Origin of the sequence: Brevibacillus sp. AF8 (genome assembly GCF_021270385.1) — a bacterium.
GTDB lineage: Bacteria > Bacillota > Bacilli > Brevibacillales > Brevibacillaceae > Brevibacillus.
In genome coordinates this window covers 169,239-188,519 of the sequence record NZ_JAGQDN010000007.1, presented here as the reverse complement: position 1 = coordinate 188,519, position 19,281 = coordinate 169,239, and the positions used below count along the sequence as shown (strand labels likewise).

At 45.3% G+C, this 19,281-nt stretch carries 22 protein-coding genes and 1 pseudogene; 18 read left to right on the top strand and 5 right to left on the bottom strand.

The window, feature by feature from the left end; translation table 11 throughout:
* Window positions 1-35 precede the first annotated feature (35 nt).
* Window positions 36-1,322: an adenylosuccinate synthase gene (locus tag KB186_RS12475; RefSeq protein WP_173611648.1), complete on the top strand. Its 1,287-nt coding sequence runs from the start codon at window positions 36-38 to the stop codon at window positions 1,320-1,322.
* A 130-nt stretch (window positions 1,323-1,452) separates the two neighbouring features.
* A complete protein-coding gene (locus KB186_RS12470) occupies window positions 1,453-1,668 on the top strand; it encodes a hypothetical protein (protein ID WP_007720197.1) in 216 nt (71 codons plus the stop codon).
* Between the two features lie 66 nt (window positions 1,669-1,734).
* On the opposite strand, the gene KB186_RS12465 is transcribed toward KB186_RS12470, so the two are convergent.
* On the bottom strand, window positions 1,735-2,190 hold the full coding sequence (locus tag KB186_RS12465; protein ID WP_173611649.1) for a hypothetical protein: 456 nt from the start codon (window positions 2,188-2,190) through the stop codon (window positions 1,735-1,737).
* Window positions 2,191-2,363: 173 nt separating this feature from the next.
* Between KB186_RS12465 and KB186_RS12460 the strand changes: the two genes are divergently transcribed.
* From KB186_RS12460 to KB186_RS12435, 6 genes are all read left to right on the top strand, one after another.
* Complete coding sequence (locus tag KB186_RS12460; RefSeq protein ID WP_173611650.1) at window positions 2,364-3,860, top strand: LysM peptidoglycan-binding domain-containing M23 family metallopeptidase; 1,497 nt, start codon at window positions 2,364-2,366, stop codon at window positions 3,858-3,860.
* A gap of 206 nt (window positions 3,861-4,066) precedes the next feature.
* Window positions 4,067-4,777, top strand: coding sequence for a response regulator YycF (gene yycF, locus KB186_RS12455; RefSeq protein ID WP_173611651.1), 711 nt, complete (start codon window positions 4,067-4,069; stop codon window positions 4,775-4,777).
* On the top strand, window positions 4,774-6,597 hold the full coding sequence (gene walK / locus KB186_RS12450) for a cell wall metabolism sensor histidine kinase WalK (RefSeq protein ID WP_221868191.1): 1,824 nt from the start codon (window positions 4,774-4,776) through the stop codon (window positions 6,595-6,597). Before yycF ends, walK begins: the two co-directional genes overlap by 4 nt.
* Complete coding sequence (locus KB186_RS12445; protein ID WP_173611653.1) at window positions 6,594-7,976, top strand: YycH family regulatory protein; 1,383 nt, start codon at window positions 6,594-6,596, stop codon at window positions 7,974-7,976. The genes walK and KB186_RS12445 overlap by 4 nt, the downstream gene beginning before the upstream one ends.
* Window positions 7,963-8,736, top strand: a complete 774-nt coding sequence (locus KB186_RS12440) for a two-component system regulatory protein YycI (RefSeq protein WP_221868192.1) — start codon at window positions 7,963-7,965, stop codon at window positions 8,734-8,736. The genes KB186_RS12445 and KB186_RS12440 overlap by 14 nt, the downstream gene beginning before the upstream one ends.
* Window positions 8,737-8,779: 43 nt before the next feature.
* Window positions 8,780-9,568 (top strand): MBL fold metallo-hydrolase, encoded by a 789-nt coding sequence (locus tag KB186_RS12435; RefSeq protein WP_173611655.1) that lies wholly within the window; start codon window positions 8,780-8,782, stop codon window positions 9,566-9,568.
* A gap of 2 nt (window positions 9,569-9,570) precedes the next feature.
* Here KB186_RS12435 and KB186_RS12430 read toward each other — a convergent pair whose 3' ends face one another.
* A complete protein-coding gene (locus KB186_RS12430; RefSeq protein ID WP_232773732.1) occupies window positions 9,571-9,807 on the bottom strand; it encodes a hypothetical protein in 237 nt (78 codons plus the stop codon).
* Between the two features lie 282 nt (window positions 9,808-10,089).
* On the opposite strand from KB186_RS12430, the gene KB186_RS12425 reads away from it, so the two are divergent.
* From KB186_RS12425 to KB186_RS12390, 10 genes are all read left to right on the top strand, one after another.
* A complete protein-coding gene (locus KB186_RS12425) occupies window positions 10,090-11,328 on the top strand; it encodes a S1C family serine protease (RefSeq protein WP_221868193.1) in 1,239 nt (412 codons plus the stop codon).
* 543 nt (window positions 11,329-11,871) lie between these two features.
* Window positions 11,872-12,138, top strand: coding sequence for a CxxH/CxxC protein (locus KB186_RS12420; protein WP_232773731.1), 267 nt, complete (start codon window positions 11,872-11,874; stop codon window positions 12,136-12,138).
* Between the two features lie 3 nt (window positions 12,139-12,141).
* Window positions 12,142-12,621: a 23S rRNA (pseudouridine(1915)-N(3))-methyltransferase RlmH gene (rlmH, locus tag KB186_RS12415; protein WP_232773730.1), complete on the top strand. Its 480-nt coding sequence runs from the start codon at window positions 12,142-12,144 to the stop codon at window positions 12,619-12,621.
* Between the two features lie 142 nt (window positions 12,622-12,763).
* Entirely contained in the window at window positions 12,764-14,626 is a 1,863-nt protein-coding gene (locus KB186_RS12410; RefSeq protein WP_232773729.1) for an HsdM family class I SAM-dependent methyltransferase, read from the top strand.
* Window positions 14,619-15,104, top strand: coding sequence for a restriction endonuclease subunit S (locus tag KB186_RS12405; RefSeq protein ID WP_232773728.1), 486 nt, complete (start codon window positions 14,619-14,621; stop codon window positions 15,102-15,104). Before KB186_RS12410 ends, KB186_RS12405 begins: the two co-directional genes overlap by 8 nt.
* A 307-nt stretch (window positions 15,105-15,411) precedes the next feature.
* The gene (locus KB186_RS12400; RefSeq protein WP_232773727.1) at window positions 15,412-15,744 is read left to right on the top strand and encodes a hypothetical protein; all 333 of its coding nucleotides are present in this window, start codon (window positions 15,412-15,414) and stop codon (window positions 15,742-15,744) included.
* A gap of 61 nt (window positions 15,745-15,805) precedes the next feature.
* Window positions 15,806-15,988 carry a hypothetical protein gene (locus KB186_RS12395; RefSeq protein ID WP_232773726.1) on the top strand — a complete coding sequence of 61 codons (183 nt, stop codon included), beginning with the start codon at window positions 15,806-15,808 and terminating at the stop codon, window positions 15,986-15,988.
* Window positions 15,989-15,992: 4 nt separating this feature from the next.
* Window positions 15,993-16,124 (top strand): hypothetical protein, encoded by a 132-nt coding sequence (locus KB186_RS28280; protein ID WP_255688689.1) that lies wholly within the window; start codon window positions 15,993-15,995, stop codon window positions 16,122-16,124.
* Window positions 16,125-16,351: 227 nt separating this feature from the next.
* On the top strand, window positions 16,352-16,495 hold the full coding sequence (locus tag KB186_RS28435; protein ID WP_370646676.1) for a recombinase zinc beta ribbon domain-containing protein: 144 nt from the start codon (window positions 16,352-16,354) through the stop codon (window positions 16,493-16,495).
* Between the two features lie 59 nt (window positions 16,496-16,554).
* Window positions 16,555-17,100 carry a hypothetical protein gene (locus KB186_RS12390; protein ID WP_232773725.1) on the top strand — a complete coding sequence of 182 codons (546 nt, stop codon included), beginning with the start codon at window positions 16,555-16,557 and terminating at the stop codon, window positions 17,098-17,100.
* A gap of 322 nt (window positions 17,101-17,422) precedes the next feature.
* On the opposite strand, the gene KB186_RS12385 is transcribed toward KB186_RS12390, so the two are convergent.
* The 3 genes and pseudogenes from KB186_RS12385 to KB186_RS28530 all read right to left on the bottom strand — a co-directional run.
* Window positions 17,423-18,013 carry a TetR/AcrR family transcriptional regulator gene (locus KB186_RS12385; RefSeq protein WP_047070252.1) on the bottom strand — a complete coding sequence of 197 codons (591 nt, stop codon included), beginning with the start codon at window positions 18,011-18,013 and terminating at the stop codon, window positions 17,423-17,425.
* Window positions 18,014-18,034: 21 nt separating this feature from the next.
* Window positions 18,035-18,610 carry an HD domain-containing protein gene (locus KB186_RS12380; protein WP_232773724.1) on the bottom strand — a complete coding sequence of 192 codons (576 nt, stop codon included), beginning with the start codon at window positions 18,608-18,610 and terminating at the stop codon, window positions 18,035-18,037.
* Window positions 18,611-18,904: 294 nt separating this feature from the next.
* Window positions 18,905-19,223, bottom strand: a pseudogene (locus tag KB186_RS28530) (IS4 family transposase); the annotation flags it as partial.
* Window positions 19,224-19,281: the final 58 nt, after the last annotated feature.

Here is a 19,281-nt window from a genome sequence, read left to right as displayed (position 1 = left end):
CGAAAAGACATGATAATATCAGGAGGTGTTTTTCGATGTCAACAGTCGTTGTCGTCGGAACCCAGTGGGGCGATGAAGGTAAAGGTAAAATTACAGACTATCTAGCTGAAAGTGCAGAGGTAGTGGCTCGTTATCAAGGCGGTAACAACGCAGGCCATACCATTATTTTTGATGGTAACAAGTATAAGCTGCATTTGATTCCATCCGGAATTTTTTATAGTGACAAGACCTGCGTAATCGGAAACGGTATGGTAATCGATCCGAAAGCATTGGTAAAAGAACTGGAGTACATTCACAGCTTCGGTTTTTCTACAAGCAATTTGAAAATCAGTGATCGCGCACATGTGATTCTGCCGTACCACATCAAGCTGGATGGCGTAGAGGAAGATAGCCGCGGTGCTAACAAAATCGGTACGACCCGTAAAGGTATCGGACCTGCATACATGGATAAAGCAGCACGTATCGGTATTCGTATCGCTGATTTGTTGGATCGCGATGAGTTTGCTCGCAAGCTCGAGCGCAACCTGGCAGAGAAGAACTTGCTGCTGGAGAAGCTGTACAACACAACTGGCTTTGAGCTTCAAGAAATTCTGGATGAGTACTTGGCTCTGGCAGAAATCATTCGTCCTTACGTAGCTGATACATCTGTTGTCCTCAATGACTCCATTGATAACGGCAACCGCGTATTGTTTGAAGGCGCACAAGGTGTATTGCTCGATATTGACCAAGGTACGTATCCTTACGTAACGTCCTCCAACCCAATCGCGGGTGGTGTGACTATTGGTTCTGGTGTAGGACCAACCAAGATTCACCAAGTAATCGGGGTGGCAAAAGCTTACACGACGCGTGTAGGTGACGGTCCTTTCCTGACTGAGCTGAATGATGCTACTGGCGATCATATTCGTGAGGTTGGCTTCGAATATGGTACAACAACAGGTCGTCCACGCCGCGTAGGCTGGTTTGATAGTGTAGTTGTTCGTCATGCTCGTCGCGTCAGCGGTATCACTGGTTTGGCGATCACCAAGCTGGATACCTTGTCTGGCATTGAGACACTGCGTATTTGCACAGCGTACAAATACAATGGAGAAATCATCGAGTCGTTCCCGGCGAACCTCAACCTGCTGGCGAAATGCGAGCCAGTTTATGAGGAACTGCCAGGTTGGACAGAGGATATTACAGGCGTTCGCAATCTGAACGACTTGCCAGAAAACGCTCGTCACTACATTGAGCGCATCACGCAACTGACTGGTATTCCAATGTCGATCTTCTCCGTAGGACCAGATCGTGAACAAACTGTCGTTGTCCGTGGCATTTACGGATAAGCTATCGACTATATAATAGAAGAAAGCTGTCGAGTATTCGGCAGCTTTTCTTTTTTTGCAAGGGACAGACACGAAACGACACCCTCTGGGCATATGGTTAGACATAGGGAGAAATGGAGAGGTGATGGTGATGATGGGTTTTGGATTTGACCAAAAGGCCATGAAGCTGCTGGGCAAAAATGTACAGGTAAAAATGATCAATGGCGTCGTCATCAAGGGAACCATGACACATTTCAACAATGGATACTTATGCTTTATCACCACATACAAACAACCAAATGACGCCGAGAAAACGAAAATACGCAGACTTGCGTTAAAAGACGTTACCTCGATGCAAGAGGTGTGAGTCACAGATGCTCATAACGAAATAAGCCATCTTTCCTAGATATTTAGGAAGATGGCTATATTTATTTTAGATCATGCCCCCATACGATCGGATGATCTCTGTCGCAAGATCACCTTGTTCCTCTGGTACGACTGCCGTTAACAAGACACTGCGATTCATATTGTCATCACCCCGGTCGGCCATGCCGCTGGCGTCTGGATCTACTGCGGCCATGACGCTTGCATCCCTGCCGCTTGGGAAGTCACCTGCCAGTGTAAGGTTGCCCAAGCTGGGAAAATCTCCGGTTATGGGATTCAGGATTTGTTCATTCCCGTCACCAGGGAATTGTCCGATTCTGTCGATCTGAATGATGGAAAAACCAGCTTGTCGAAGCGCTTTTTCTGCCTTTTGGGCATCATCTTCGGTGTGAAATCCAGCAAGAATGTTACGTTCCTTCACGTCTATCAGCCTCCAGATATGATAAATGCTACCAATTGTTTGTACATATAGTGACTCTGTGTCTATTTTTTTATTCGACAGCAATTTACACTTGATGTTGTCGTTAATCTTATGGTAAAGTCGACATAGTTGGTTTCTTTAGGCAATTTGGCAGATAAATGGAAACTAAATTATGGGATTTACGACCTAGTCAATAAATTAAAAATTTTCAGGAAATGGAACGAGCAAGTTGTATCTGTTTTCAGGAGGGACAAGTTATGCATTGGTCAGAATGGAAGGCCAAGCTGCAGGAACGGTCATCACGAATCGTTCGGGATTGCAGTGATCTGGCGAAACGTACAATGAAACGTACAAGCTCTTATATCCAGTCGCATAAAAAACAATCGCTTTCAATTGCGGCAGGTCTAGTTTTGACGATTGCTGCTGGGGCATCTGCACAATACTACTACACAAGCAATGTCAATTCTGTCTACCATGTCAGTGTGAACGGCAAAGAGATTGGCGTGGTAAATGATCCAAATGTGATACATAACTGGACAGCAGCAAAGCTGGAAGAGGAAAAGGCAAAAACAGGCCTCAACTTGCAAATGGCTGACTATATCACATTCGAAGAAGAGCGTGAATTCAAGGCATCGTTCAATAACGATGCCGCTGTACAAGCTCTGGCATCCGTAGCGGATATCAAGGTTCAGGGCGTTAAGCTAATGATTGACGGCAAAGTGGTAGGTTACCTGCCAGACCAGCAATCGGCTGATCAAGTACTGGCTGAAGTGAAGCAAAAATATTCCGGAGTTCCCGCAACGACAGGGAAAAAGGCTGTTGTAGCAGCAGCATCCACGGTCCCAGTCAAACCAAATCCGGTAAAAGAAGTCGCATTTAAAGAAAACGTAGAGATGCAAACCGAAACAGTCGATGCATCTCAAATTTTGTCTGCCGATAAACTCGAGGAGTTGCTGGTAAAAGGCACCTTCAAGGATATGAAGCACACGGTCGTGGAAGGCGATTGCATCGGTTGTATCGCGAAGAAATACGGCATTACCTCAAAAGATATTTATGCAAACAACCCAGGTGTTACGGAAAATACCGTCCTTCAATTGGGCCAAGAAATCAATGTAACCGCAGTGCGTCCACTGGTTACTGTACAAGTCAAAGAAGAAGTAGATCAGCAAGAGGTTATTGCTTTTAATACCCAAATTAAAAATAATGACAAGGTTCCTAAAGGCGAAACGAAGGTCGTACAAGAAGGTAAAAACGGCAGTAAAACAGTGAAGTACGAAATTGTAAAAGAAAATGGACAAGTCGTTAATCGCAAAGTCATCAAACAAGATGTAACTGTGCAGCCTGTAACCCAAATTATGGAGCGCGGTACAAAAGTTATCCCATCGCGCGGTACAGGTCGTTTGAGCTGGCCTGCTAGCGGGTATATTAGCAGTGGCTTCGGCAAACGCTGGGGCAGCATGCACAAAGGAATTGATATTGCCGGTGCTGGTTCTGTCATGGCGGCAGACAATGGACGTGTCACATTCGCTGGTTGGAATGGTGACTACGGAAAATCGGTTATCATCGACCACGGCAATGGAATGAAGACATTGTACGGTCACATGAGTATCATTAATGTGAAAGCCGGCGATGTTGTTAGCCAAGGAAAGAAAATCGGCGTAAAGGGTTCTACTGGGCAGTCAACCGGCGTCCACCTGCATTTTGAGGTTCTACAAAATGGACGAAATCAAAACCCGATTCGTTACTTAAAATAGACTAGTAATTTCTGGATAAGAAAGGGCAACTCTTAGGAGGGGCCCTTTTTTTGCTGGCAGGGATTGAATGCCAAGTCCTTCTTTACATGGCGTACATGGTGTATTGTAGAGGAATAGTGGCGGTCGAAGTGGAATCCTTGAAGAAGTAGTTTAAGAGGAAACAGAAGACTGTTGAACACGTACTTACAGAAAAAGGAGGGCGCAGGATGGCAAAACTCCTCGTAGTTGATGATGAAAAACCGATTGCAGATATTTTGAAATTCACGTTTGAAAAAGAAGGATATCAGGTCGTATGCGCCTACGATGGTGATGAGGCACTTGTCGTGGTCAAGGATGAACGACCGGATTTGATTTTACTGGATGTTATGCTCCCAGGCAGAGACGGAATGGACGTATGCCGAACCGTTCGCCAAACGTATGATGTGCCGATCATCATGCTGACTGCCAAAGACTCTGAATTGGATAAGGTACTCGGGCTGGAATTGGGCGCAGACGATTACGTGACGAAGCCATTTAGTACGCGTGAGCTGGTAGCTCGTGTAAAGGCCCATTTGCGCCGTAACCGCTCGAAAGTGGAAGAGAAGGATAGCCAGCATGTACTGCGCGTACATGAGCTGGAAATTGATTTGAACTCGTATACCGTCGAAAAGGTGGGAGAAGCATTAGAGCTGACGCACCGTGAGTTTGAGCTGCTGGTGTACCTCGCTCGCCATCAGGGACAAGTACTGACGCGAGAGCATCTCTTGCAATCGGTCTGGGGATTTGACTATTTTGGAGATGTGCGGACGGTAGATGTGACCATTCGTCGTTTGCGGGAAAAAATCGAGGATGATCCAAGCCAGCCGAGGTACATTATTACGCGGCGTGGTTTGGGCTATACATTACGCAATCCCGGCATGGGAGGCCAGCCTGGATGAGGCGGCTGTTCAAAACCGTTCAGTGGAAAATGGTCATCATTTACATGCTGTTGATTTTGCTTGCGATGCAATTTATTAGCGCCTACTTTGCCCGGGAAGTCGAGAGCTACTACATCAACAACTTTTCCGAGGCTTTGAATGGACAAGCTAGTTTGTTAGCGAGTTTGCTGGAAAGCGATTTGCGTCCGCATGACGGGAAGGAATCCAACGCCGAACAAAACCGCCAGGACATCGACAACCTGATCAATAACCTAGTTAAAATCAATGGAGCCAATGTGCAGGTCATCGATCAGACAAGAACGGTGGTTGCGACGACAGAGGACAAAAGTACAATTGGACAGCGGACCTCGCAGCCTGAAGTGACGGTTGCCTTACTCGGGACGCGTAGTGAATCAATGCGGATCGACCCGAAGACGGGGGCGCGGGTGAAAGTATTGGCGTTACCTGTTAAGGGCGATCAGATTGTATACGGTGCGGTCTACATGATTGCTTCGATGGAAGGTACTTATGCGACGATTGGGAAAATGAACGGCATCCTGGGGACGGGTACGATGATCGCTATGGCCATTACGGCGGTACTCGGGGTCGTATTGGCCCGCACCATCACCAAGCCAGTGAAGGAGATGACCCGTCAGGCACGATTGGTGGCAGATGGGGATTTTAATAGTAGTGTAAGAGTCTATAGCGATGATGAAATTGGCCAACTCGGTATGGCCTTTAATCATATGACCTTGCGTTTGCAGGAAGCGATCTTGCAGCAAGAGGAAGAGCGTGAGAAGCTCGCGGGAATTTTGAGCAACATGACGGACGGTGTTATTGCCGCTAACCGGAATGGACAGATCATCCTGTTTAATCGGGCCGCAGAAGATATGTTGCAGGTGACGATGGCTGACGTCCTTCTCAAGAGACGCACCTTGTATGATTTGTTGGGCCTGCCGCCAGAAGATGAGATGTCGCTTTATGCGCAGGAAGAACCGCTTATTATTGAGATGACGTTGCCGAATAAGGAAGAGGTAATCCTGCGTGTGACGTTTACGCCTTTGCAGCACGATAGCAAAAAAATGGGCGGGATCATAGCTGTCGTAGCCGATGTGACGGAGCAGCAGCGACTGGAGCAGCAGCGCCGCGAATTCGTAGCGAATGTGTCGCATGAGCTGCGGACACCACTGACGACTATTAAAAGCTACGTGGAAGCGCTGCTGGATGGCGCAGTGGAGGATCCAGAGCTGTCCCAACGTTTCTTGAAGGTTACGTCGTCCGAGACAGAGCGCATGATTCGCTTGGTAAACGATTTATTGCAGCTATCGCGTTTTGATTCGCAAGGGGTTCGTCTGCATTGCAAGGAAGCGGACCTCAATCGATTGCTTCACTATGCTGCTGATCGTTTTTCCATGTTCAGTGAGCAACAGGAGGTCCAGCTCAGTCTGGATATGCCGAGCAAGCTTCCGCCGGTTTACATTGATCTGGATGCGATCAATCAAGTATTGGATAATCTTTTGTCCAATGCGATCAAGTATACGCCTCAAGGGGGCACTGTGGTTCTCATGGCAAGAGAGAACCACAAGCAAAAGCGGGTCCAAATCTCCATCACCGACACAGGAATCGGTATTCCCAGCCGCGATTTGAAGCGAATCTTTGAGCGTTTCTACCGCGTAGACAAGGCGCGTTCGCGCGGCCAGGGTGGAACAGGTCTGGGATTGGCGATTGCCCGCGAATTAGTACAGGCACACGGTGCAGATATCGAGATTACGAGCGAATGGAACGCTGGAACGACAGTCACGTTCTGGGTGCCATTTGCCCAAGGAGGAAAAACGGGATGAAGCGGATGCTAGAGCCTGCCAAGACCGTCTTACTCAATCTGCTAGTGCTAGCCAGCTTTGTTTTGACAGCGATGTTGTGGTCGAATCAACCTAACCTTCAATTTATTGAACCGGCAGAATACACGCAGTCAAAGCCAGTTCAGGAAAAACAACTCGAACAGCTCGTTACGCCGGAATCCGTTGTTTTTCACTATGGGGAAGATCGCCATACGAAAGCATCCGCAACCGATGCTCCTTACAGTTTGATCGTGCGAGAAATGTCGAAATGGATCTTCCTCGATTTTTCTCCGCTCACCATCTCCAACGAGAAATGGGAAGATATTGCCCGGGAAAAGATGGGGTTGGAAGTGCGCTTTCGGAGCACGGTTCCCTTGTCAATTGTAGGTCGGCTGGTAACCTTTCGGGATGAGTTTGACAACCGATTGAAAGGGATTGACCGATTGTGGGTGTACTACGAGAAGGACGAGGATGTCGTCTACGCGTTGTTTCTGTCGACTGAGGAAGGTCGAATGATGCGTTCTCGAACGTCTATCAGCCCAAAGGATTTGCGAGAATCGTATTTGGCTTCTGGTGATTTAATGCCTGAGCAAATCATGAAAATCGTCAAACCAGAGCGAAGCTTCGTAGATTTGGAAGGACCTGCGCTGATGTGGAGCACTTACTATTTGCCCAAGAATCAGTTGCGCATGCAGCAATTCCGCTACAGCTACGTACCTGTTACGAATGAAAGACTAATCGAGTCCTACTTTATCGATCAATCGCTCGTCAGACAAATCATGGAGCGGGACAAAACGGTTATTTTTACAGATGGCAGCAGATCGATTCAATTGAGATCAGAGCAGCAGGCGTTCACGTTTACCGACCCGGCGTACCAACAGCGGGATCAGGTGCTGTCAGATGAAGAAAAAGTGCAGAGTGCCGTTACCTTCATGAATAAGCACTTGGGCTGGCTCGATGAGTACCATTTTGAACGAATCAAGAAGAGCTACAATGAAAAAGACTTGATCACATTCCGCCAGTACTTGGGGGCGTATCCTTTGATCAGTGATGGGGAAGCCAAGCAAATCGATACGATCCAAATTACCTCAGAAGCAGGCCAGGTTGTGACGATGAGTCGTTCGCTGCTGGATTTGGACAAGTATATCGACAATAAAGAGTGGACGATCATGTCTGGTCCTGAGCTGTATCAATATATCCGCGACAAAAAGCTGGCGGACACAGAAAAAATCACGAACGCTTATTTGGCTTACCATACCAAAGTAGGCGAAGGATACGTGGACCTGATGCCAATCTGGGTAGTGGAATTGGCGAATCAGGCGAACCTGTATATTTCTGCGCACACCAAACAGGGAGGAGGGAAGGCGCATGGATTGGAGTAGGACCAAGACGATTCTGATCTGGGCCTTTCTTCTCCTCGATTTGTTTCTCCTGTATCAGGTGTATGTGACGCGCATTAGCCTGTGGAATGACAAGGAAGTCGCGCAGAGCGAGAAATGGAATACAGAGCTGTACTTGAATCAGCAAAATATCACATTGGATACAGAAGTGCCGCAGGATACACCGGAAATGTCCAATTTGGATGCGGAGTATATCGGAATTAATCCGATTTCCTTGCATGAGATATCGGGGCTTCAGGCGACGGTAGAAAAGATGGCGCTGGCTGCCAAGCTGGACCCACCGATGCAGATTCGAGGTCAACTGAATCCTCAGGAGCTCTTGCGTCAAATTGGTCCAAGGCTAATTTATTCCGATCAATACGTAGCCGATCCGTATCAATCGAATCAAGCGCGGCTTTTGTATTGGCAGGTCTATGATAAAATGCCAGTATTCGTCGCGCCGTTGGAAATGTATTTGGACAACGGAGCGATACTTGGCTACAGGCAGACCTTTTTCCACCTTCGCAAGCAGCAGGGGGAACGACAGGTGATCTCTGGTTATGCGGCACTACGCTCTCTGGTGGACAAGCAAATCATTTCACCAGGGGAACGGATTGAGAATGTGAGCTTGGGTTATTACGGTTCTTACGATGCGGATATTCAGACGCTGGTGCCTGTATGGCGTGTGGTTCACGATGGCAAATGGCATTTTGTCAACGCGATTACAGGAGCTCTGGAGCGTCCGATGGTTACGCTGCTCTAAAAAGATAGACAGCCTGGGAAAGATACGGGAAGAGGGATGTTCGGTGAGATTTAGTGTGTTGGCAAGCGGGAGTACGGGCAACGCCATTTATGTGGCAACAGACCGTATTTCCGTATTAATCGATGTAGGCATTACAGGAAAGCAGGCAGAAGCGGCACTGGAGACCATTGGTGTCAATCCAGGGGATCTCAGCGCCATTCTCGTCACCCATGAGCACGTCGACCATATTAAAGGGGTCGGCGTCATGGCGCGGCGATATGGATTGCCGATTTACGCCAATGAAAAGACGTGGTCGGAGCTGGATGGGCAAATCGGGACGATCAAGGAAGATCAGCGACGCTTCTTTTCTGTGGGGGAAAAGAAAGAGTTGGAGGATTTGGGCATCGAGTCATTCGGAATCTCGCACGATGCAGCCGAGCCGATGGGCTTCTGTTTTTATCATGGCAAGAAAAAGCTCAGTGTCGCGACTGACTTGGGGTATGTGAGTGATCGTATTAAAGAGACGATTCGTGGAGCAGATGCGTATGTGTTCGAGTCCAATCATGATGTCGAGCTGTTGCGCATGTCTCAGTACCCTTGGAGCATCAAGAGACGTATCTTGAGTGATGTCGGGCACTTGTCCAATGAAGCGGCGGGCGATGCTTTGCTCGATTGTCTAACAGGCGGGGCAGAACGCGTGTACCTCGCCCACTTGAGTAAGGAAAACAACATGATTGATTTGGCCAGACTGACGGTCAAAAACATCTTGGAGGAGCGGGGCATGTCTGTTGGTGACGATGTGCATCTGCGCGATACGTACCCGGATCGACCTACCAAGCTGGAAGAGCTATAAAGCTATAAGATCGGTTTGATCCCAGCCTGACGACTGGCGAGGCGCTCTGTGAGCATCGCATACGTATCGATATGGAACGTTAACTGTGTATCGAGCTCATTCACTTTGGCAGTCAGCTCGTCATGTGTCAGCAGTCCTTTGGCTACGAGCAACTCGATCAAGGCATGCAGGACAAGCGTATTGTGGTAGTCTACTTCCTGAAGGTCAGCCAGCTTGGCGATGAGGTGGACTTCTTTCAAGTCTATCAATCCTTTCTATTTGGTCTGGCAGGAAAAAGCTTTTAATCTATCATATCCGTGCTCTCGGAGAAATATTCCGGGAGCTTTTTTCTATTCCACAACCTTTCCATAATTCTCACGCCATTTTGCCGAAAGCGGGTCGTATACTAAGGGTGTCAAAAGGAAACAGACATCAACCAAATCAATCATGCAAACCAACTATGGCGCATGTCATTGTGTATACGAGCATGAAAAACCTGCAAAGCTAGTAATGGTAGAAGATAGAAAGGAGAGGTATGAATCATGGGTTTTTATGATGATTTCACTCACGTGGAGCGAAAAAAACAACGCGGTTCTAACATTGGGCGTATGGTTGTGACGTCGGTGACGTCCGCGGTAATTGGGGGGATGGTCGTCCTGCTCACGCTGCCGACTCTCTCCAATGCGGGATATATTAATATGGTTAAGCCTGGAACAGAAAATGCGATAAGCAGCAATGCCTCCGCTTCTGCTTCTAACCTGTTTGCCAAGCCAGTATCTGTTAGTGTGGGATCGGGTACAGTAGATGCGGTGAAACAAGTAGAAAATGCAATCGTTGGTGTAATCAACATCGGTCAGCGCAGAAACAGTTGGATGCAGAATTCGATGGATGTAGAGCAGGGCCAAGGCTCTGGTGTCATCTTTCAGAAAAAAGGCGGAAAGGCCTACATCGTTACGAACTATCACGTAATCGATAAGGCGCAAAAACTGGAGGTCGCCCTGCCAACTGGTGAAAAAGTATCGGCAAAAGTGGTCGGCGCCGATGGTTACGCCGATCTGGCTGTACTGGAAATCGACGCCTCCAAGGTTACGGACGTTGCCGAGTTTGGTGATTCCTCTACCTTACAGGTGGGCGAGCCGGCCATTGCTATTGGGAACCCATTGGGCATGCAGTTCTCCCGGACGGTTACACAAGGTATCATCAGTTCCAAGGAACGCTCCATGCCCATGGACTTTAACGAAGATGGTCAGGACGACTGGGAGCTGGATGTCATTCAAACAGACGCAGCGATCAACCCTGGTAACAGCGGTGGAGCCCTCGTAAATATCGAGGGTCAGGTCATCGGGATTAACACCTTGAAAATTTCCAAAGCAGGTGTCGAAGGGTTAGGTTTTGCCCTCCCGATCAATGATGTCAAAGTAATCGTGGACCAACTGATGGAAAAAGGCACGCTGCAACGTTCTTACCTCGGTGTGCAGCCACTCGACTTGGCCAATGTGCCGCGCTACGAATGGAAAGAAACCTTGAATCTGCCTGACAATGTGAATACTGGCGTCGTCGTGCAAACAGAGGTAGGCAAATTCTCTCCTGCGGGTCAAGCAGGCTTGAGACAATTCGACGTCATCGTCAAGCTGGATGACAAGAACATTTCCACAAGCGCTCAGCTTCGCAAGTATTTGACGATGAACAAAAAGCCGGGCGATACGATGGACGTTACGTACTATCGTGACGGTATCCAGAAGACTGCCAAAGTGAAGCTGACCGCTCCGCCACAGCAGTAAAAAACACTGACCATTTTGTGGGCAGGTATGTGAAGGAATCAAACGTTGACGGGCAATTCCGGGATGCATTTTGTCCCGTTTGCATATATGCAGTATCCTAAGTTCCCCCCTCTATCTATTTTTAAATAGATCCCTTCTTAAGAGCGCCGAGCTGATACGGCGCTCTCTTTTTTTGTTAGACGGGCTTTCGGTGGAGGAGAGAAAAAAGAAGAAAACGCTCAAGTTCTTGGGCTACCTGCCGTGAGGCGGTTCTGCCCAGCTCCATGTAAAAAAAGAAACCCGCGTCCAAAGTCGGGCAGCTACGTAGTGTCTCAGAGGTGGACGCTAAAGGCAGGTTTCTTTTTTTCCATTGCGCTTCGGTTGGTATCCCAAAGACTTTCGCCGTTTTCTTCTTTTTTCTCTCTACAGCTTTACATGTCCGTCGGAAGTAAAAAAATAAAAGCTATAAAATAAAAAGGCGTATGATTGCAAACTCAAGCGATGACTTTTTGCCTGATTCATTTGTTTTGTGGCTGTTCTGGGGTAGAATAGGAAGCGATATTAATGAACGGAAAAGAGGCATTTGATATGGACATGAAGATGAAAAGCTTGCAAATAGAAGGAAAAGAAGTTGAGCTGTTGGCGGAATATCCGGTGCGGTTTGCTTGTATGGAGCATTTGGAGCAGGAGTTGGATGATTACGTAAATGATTTTGAGGCGGCGCCGGATACGTATGCGGCACAGGCGATTGAGGGCGATGGAGTAGACAAGCGTTGCCGGGAATGTGGAGAGCCTGGGCAGATTGCGCTTTTGAAAGAGAAGGGAATGTAGGGCATGCAAATTTCGATTATTACGGTAGGGAAGCTGAAGGAGAAATATTTGCGTGAGGGCATCGATGAATACAGCAAGCGTCTGTCTGCTTACTGCAAACTGCAAGTGATCGAGGTCAATGATGAAAAGGCGCCGGAAGAGATGAGCACAGCGGAGATGGAGCAGGTAAAGCGCAAGGAAGGCGAGCGTATCCTGGCGCAGATCAAGCAGGATCAGTATGTGATTGCGCTCGCCATCGACGGGCAAATGTGGTCGTCGGAGAAGCTATCTGCGGAGATGGACAAGCTGGCTTTGCATGGCCGCAGTCAGGTGGCGTTCGTGATTGGCGGGTCGTTGGGGTTGGCTGATCAGGTGTTGAAGCGGGCGGATGCGTTGCTGTCGTTTTCGAAGATGACGTTTCCGCATCAGTTGGTGCGGTTGGTGCTGCTTGAGCAGGTTTATCGGGCGTTTCGGATTAGTCGGGGGGAACCTTATCATAAGTGATGGTACACAAAATTAAACAGGAAATTATATTAGACAGAAACTACTTATGCAGGCTACTACAATGAAGAGTAATTCTACTATATCTTACGACAATATGATATATTATATAGTTAAGCATTATAACCGAAGGGAACTGAATAAATTGGCTAATGAAAGAAAAACCGAGAATATAGTTAGAGATACGCTGAATGCTCTTGGTTATAAACAAGAAAATATACTAGTAGAAGAACAAATAAGTGACATTCAAGAAGTGAAAAAATTACTAAAAGGTGCTAGTAAATCGGGGGGAACAGGCCGAGGTGCACCTGAGTTTATAATATCAAGTAATAAAGCCCCTGATTTCCTTCTTGTTATAGAATGTAAAGCTGATATTAAAAATCATATGAGTCCTAAGTTAAATAAACCCAAGGATTTTGCTGTAGATGGAGTATTGCATTACGCGAAAGTATTATCTAAATCATATAATGTTATCGCTGTTGGTGTTAGTGGTGATAACAGTACTCAAGTTAAAATTGACACTTATATTTGGCCTAAAGGTTCGAAAACATTTAAACCTCTTACTAATAGAGAGGGGACACAAATTAAATCGTTGTTGCCTTGGGAGGACTATATTCAGCATGGTTCTTACGACCCAGAGGTAGAGCAAAAAAGACGAGAGGATTTAATGGCTTTTTCAAGAGAACTTCACAATTTTATGAGAGATCATGCTAAATTGACAGAGAGTGAAAAGCCGTTACTTGTCAGTGGTACATTGATCGCTTTGAATAACAGAGCATTTACTACAAGCTTTTCAGAGTACACACCTCAAAAGCTTCAGAAAAAATGGCTTGAGGTCATTAAAGAAGAGATTGAAGAAGCAGATATACCTAACTCAAAAAAGAAGGATATGACGCAGCCTTATTCAACAATTGCAGTTCATCCGGAGTTGGGCAAATCGACTGTTGCTTTTCCAAGAGGAGTACTACATGAGCTAATTACAAGAATAAATGATCAAGTTTGGCCATTTATAAGTATTTATCATGATCATGATGTAGTAGGACAATTCTATGGGGAATTTCTTAAATATACTGGTGGCGATAAAAAGGCTCTTGGTATTGTTCTTACGCCGAGACACGTTGCAGAGTTATTCACCTTGTTAGCGAACTTGAAAAAAGATGATAAGGTTCTAGACTTTTGTTGTGGAACAGGTGGCTTTTTAATCAGTTCGATGCATGCTATGATGAGACATGCTGTAACACAGGATGAGAGGGACTCTATTAAAGAAAATGGCTTAGTAGGTGTAGAGCAACAACCTAATATGTACGCTTTGGCAGCAAGTAATATGATTTTGCGTGGTGACGGAAAGGCTAATTTGTATCAAGGTAGTTGCTTCGACCCTTCTGTTGTAAAGAAGGTTAAGGCACATAAATGTAATGTTGGCATGATTAATCCTCCGTATTCTCAAAAAGATGAGGATTTACATGAACTGGTGTTTGTTCGTGATATGTTGAATTGTTTAGATAAGGGTGGCGTTGGTATAGCTATTGTACCCATGTCTTGTGGTATATCTCCGCATCCTGTTCGTGAGCAAATATTAGAAAATCATACATTAGATGCAGTGATGTCTATGCCAGATGACTTATTTTATCCTGTTGGTGTCGTTACATGTATCATGGTATTTACCGCACATATTCCTCATAAGGTATCGCAGAGAAAAACATGGTTTGGTTACTGGAAGAATGATGGATTTATTAAGTCGAAAAATTTAGGCAGGGTTGACTTAAATAATCTTTGGCCCGAAATTAGAGACTTGTGGGTGAACGCTTATCGTAATAGGGATGATGTCCCTGGAATGAGTATTAAGCGTCATGTTGACCATAACGATGAATGGTGTGCAGAAGCTTATATGCAAACCGATTACTCCAAGATTACACTTAATGATTTTGAAGAAACGGTGAGAAATTATTTGACCTTTAAGCTAAACGGTAATGGAAGTCGCTTAGAGGGGGAGACAGACAATGATTAAGGTTAGTCAATTGTTTGATGTTAAGTATGGGGTTAATCTTGAGTTAAATGCTCTTGAACAAGTACCAGATGGAGTTAATTTTGTATCAAGAACTGCTAAAAATAATGGTGTGTCTGCGAAAGTAAAACTGATTAAAGGTTTGGAACCAATACCTGCGGGTACTATCTCTGTTGCCGGTGGCGGTTCAGTTATGGAGAGTTTTTTGCAACCAGAACCCTACTATAGTGGAAGAGACTTGTATTATTTAAGCGCCCTCGAACCATTGACAGATCAGCAAAAGCTTTTCTACTGTACTTGTTTAAGAGCAAACAAGTACAGATTTAACTATGGAAGGCAAGCTAATAGGACTCTGAAAGATATTTTAATACCATCACCAGACGAAATTCCTGCATGGGTAAATTCATTGAATTTAGTATCACTTGAATCTTTAATAGCAGGATTAAACGCAGAGATTAGGAAATGGTCAGGAAAAATGTAACTGAATGATCAGTAGAACTGCATTGCAAAATTAAAAAAGGGTTTACTAAATAGATCAGAGGTCGTAAACTGTAAACAGTAAGTAGTACCTCAAACTTAACCACTTGAAAATATAAACTTGACCAAACACTTAGAAGGCTTCTCCCACTTATTTAAGACGGAGTAAGCCTTTTTTTGCATGCAGAAAACAATAAGGAGATGGACAGATCATGGCAAAAGGTGAACAGGTAGTGACGAAAGCAGTCGAGGAAATGACAGAGGAAACGGTGCGTTCGATTGCCTAGGCGGAAGCAGCTTATGAAAAGATTATGGACGAGATTCGGGGTTATTGGCAACGGGCAAGGGACTTGCGGAAGCAGGCGGCAGAGTTGAAACTGTCGGGGCGCACAGATGCACAGGTAGGAGCAGAGATCTGGCAGTTATTAGATCAAGCTGAACGGTTTGAATTGTTAGGGGATCAGAAAGACAGTTATGAAAAGCAAGAAGCAATTCGTTACATTGAAGATTTACAGCGTGAAGCATCTGCACTGCGGGGAACTGTACAGCACAACCAAACAGTATTAACCCGTCAGCGTAAGGAATTGGAGGAAGCAAAGGAAGAAGCGGTGGCAATGGTTCAGCGAGCAGAAAAACGAGTATAGGAAACGGAACAGCTTTTAGCTTATGAGATGGCAAAGCTGGCAGAACTGGAGGCGAACTAAGATGAATAACCGTATACCTAAAAAGTATGAAAATGATGTGAAATCGTTCCTGAAACGGTATAAGGGGACAGGAAAGCGGCTGGAGATGTTTACTGAACACGGAGTGTTTTCCGTAAATGCCGACAGTGAACTTATTGAAATTGTAGACGAGGATGACGGAGTAATTGAAATTGTGGAGGTTTAGGCATATGGAACATAGCAGCTTTGAAGCATTAGAAGCTCGTCGCCAATATGATAGGGAATACATGCGGAAATGGCGTCAGAAGCCAGAAAACAAACAGAGGGAAAAGGAATACAGACGTAAATATTGGGAACGTTAAGGCAAAGGAAAAGACACAATAACACGAGCACCAACGAGAAGGGGGCAAACAGGCGAGGAGGCTTGTTCGCTCCCTTTTTAGTTTCCTCTTAGAACGACTGGACGTACACACATAGGGAACAGGCAAACGTAAACCGTTGATATGAAAGACATTTTGGGTGTTTTTATTAAACTCTTATACACAAGAATTCATTTACAGCAATCAAATCGCATAGTGGGAATTACTTTTTGGCTGGAGTCGTTAGGTGTCCGAAATGTGGAGCAGGCATGGTAATGCACAAGAATAAGATTCGAGGGACGAACGATTACCGGAGATACTATATGGCCAGGCATACCACCAAAAAGGTAAGTCAGAATGTTCTTCAAATTTAATTAGGGCTGATTGGATTGAACAAGAGGTTCTGCATGTCTTAAGAGAATCTGTAAACAGCATGGATTTGGTCGATGAAGTGCTGAATAAGATTGAGGAAGATGTTTCACAGGACAAGCAACCATTAGAACTACGTTATAATGAATTGAAGTTACAGGTGGAAAAGAAAGCTAAACAAATTGATTCGTTAGACGAAAGGTATTTGAACGGAGAGATAAGCTCCGATAATTATAATTGGCTTCTTACCAAGGCACAAAGCGACTTAGCCGAAGCAAATGAACTCTTAGCAAAGACCGAACGTAAATTAGCCAGATTGAATTATGGGAGTCAGATCAATTCACAAATGATTGTCGATCTACTCAAAGACTTCGACTCATTATTTGAAGTAGCGAACGATCAGGAAAAGAAAGTACTGATTCGCTCTGTAATTAAGTCCGTCCATGTTTCAACAGACAGAAAGAAGCTGGAGAGAATATCCCTTTGGATTGGTGATGATTTAAGTTTACCAGCAAGTTGTGAGCGCAGAACCGTATCACAAGTGATGGTACACAAGATTAGGAAAGAAATTCTACTTGATAGTAGCTATGTCAGCAGATTAAGACGATAGTGTTAGTTGTCCGGCGAACAAAGTATATAAAATAAAGCTTTTGTTCGCCGCTGTTTTTGTTGAACTAGCGCTTTCCGTTACTCCAAAGGATTAGCTTTAAGTATTAGTTGTCACTAGCGAAGTTTGAGTTAAAAATCCCTTGGCTCCAGGATCGATAATATAGTTTTTTACAATGACGTAAAGGACCAATAACATACTGATTCCGACCAATAGTCGGTAACGTGATTTGGTGTTATGCAATGGATCGTAACCTTCTGTTTCAATTTTTGACAAGATGTTGTTCTTCCCGGGGTCAGCGCTCTTGTCAACTAAATGCAGAGGCTTAGGCTTCCAATGTCTTCAAAAAAGCAGATACATGATCTTTAATGTAATGAATATGCCGATTATCAGCTTCCAGTTTGCTCAACATAATCCCGCCTTCAAGCGCGGCCATAAGAAAAGAGGCTGCGCCATCTTGATCGATGCTCGATTTGAATTCCCCATTCGTTATGCCCTCATGCAAGATGTTCTTGATAAATGATATAAAGTCTCGCATGCGATTCTGGGTTTTCTCGCGCAGCAATGGATGCCCATCATCGTACTCAATGGCCGCGTTCATCACGGGGCAGCCTCCCACAAATGGAGGAGAGTCAACCACATTGCTGTACAGTTCAAACATACTGATCAGTTTTTCCATAGCAGATTGCCGAGAACTGACAGCTGCTACAAATTGCTCGAATACAGTGTCGGCGGCATATTCAAAGGCTTCCATCGCAATTTCATCCTTATTGACGAAATGTTTATAGATGCCCCCTTTCTGAATTCCCGTAGCATTTATGATTTCGTTGAGAGAGACACCAGCATATCCTTGAAGGTTAAAAAGCTCGGCTGATTTGCAAATGATGTGTCTTCGGGTTTGCTCACCTTTTTTCATATCCTTCACCTCCAGTTTGCATCATTCACTGAAATGGGAGTGATGTTTCGCTGCTTCGATAATCGGAATCAATTTCGTATCGTTTTTTTTCTGAAGTTGGTAAGTAAAATGCTCGATCATTTTTTGATTAATCCCGAGTCGTGGATAGTCTTCGATGATCTGCTGGAGAAGATCCTTTGGAAAAAGATCGACCCGAAAACCTGCATCAACCATAACCCCTAAATGTACCAGAGCAATCTCTGGTTGGTTTTTTTCTGCTTCGACCGTGGCGTGCAGTTCGACCGCTTTTTGTACGATTTCCGCTTTTTCGATTGGATAACCATGTTGAACCAAGAAATGGCAAGCCGCCTCTCCGCCCTCGATTTCAAAAGTACGCTCTCTGTCTGCAAATGGTTCGGTCAAGCCCAAGTCATGCATGATGGCACCGAGATATAGCAATTCCATGTCAATGTTCAGATCATTCTTCTGAGCGATCGTATATCCAAAAGCATATGTTCTCATCAAATGATTGAATAGTGTTTGGGTTGAAAGTTCTCGCACATAATGAGTGGCATCAACCGACAGCTTGCTTTCTGGAATAATAAACAGTGAAGTCATGTATTACTCTCCTTTGTGTTAGAAAAATGTGTGCTTCTGTGCTAACGTAAAAAGATACCGATCGGTCTCTTTTTACGTTAGCACATCTCTATTTCGTTTTCAATAGTTGAGTTGCGTCGTCTATTATCGCTGGCTTCCACAAATGCTTGCTTACGGAATCTAAGATCGAAAGCCCGGTCAATGTGGTAGAAGCTGCCGCTAGCATCAAAATTGCCGCCATACGCGTTAATTCTCGCTTATGTAATCATAATTTTCTTGTTGCAGCCAGCTATCATGCAACCATTTCTCAGTAACTCAAACTTCGCAGCTTGAAATAGGCAGATAAGCCTTGAGATAACTTGACAAGCCGGCAATCCATTGTTGAAGTTGACTTTGGATCAGTTTTGTAAGCTTCTTGATAGCCTTGGTTACTTCATTGATCAATTCAGAAGTTATTGCAAGGCTACCACCCAATCTAAGGCGCTAACTTCATCGTAAAGCAAATAAAACAACCCTCCGAGTGTACGGTGGTAGATGCTTTGTCGATGCAGCTATGCGAGCAGAATGTAAATCTGGAAAATACGATTGTCGTATGACTGACGAGCAGATTGTATGAAAGTCCTTGAAAGTCTTTGAAACACCCTCCCGGATTTGATCGGAAACAGTTTCATGAGGTGGTTCAATGCAGAAGC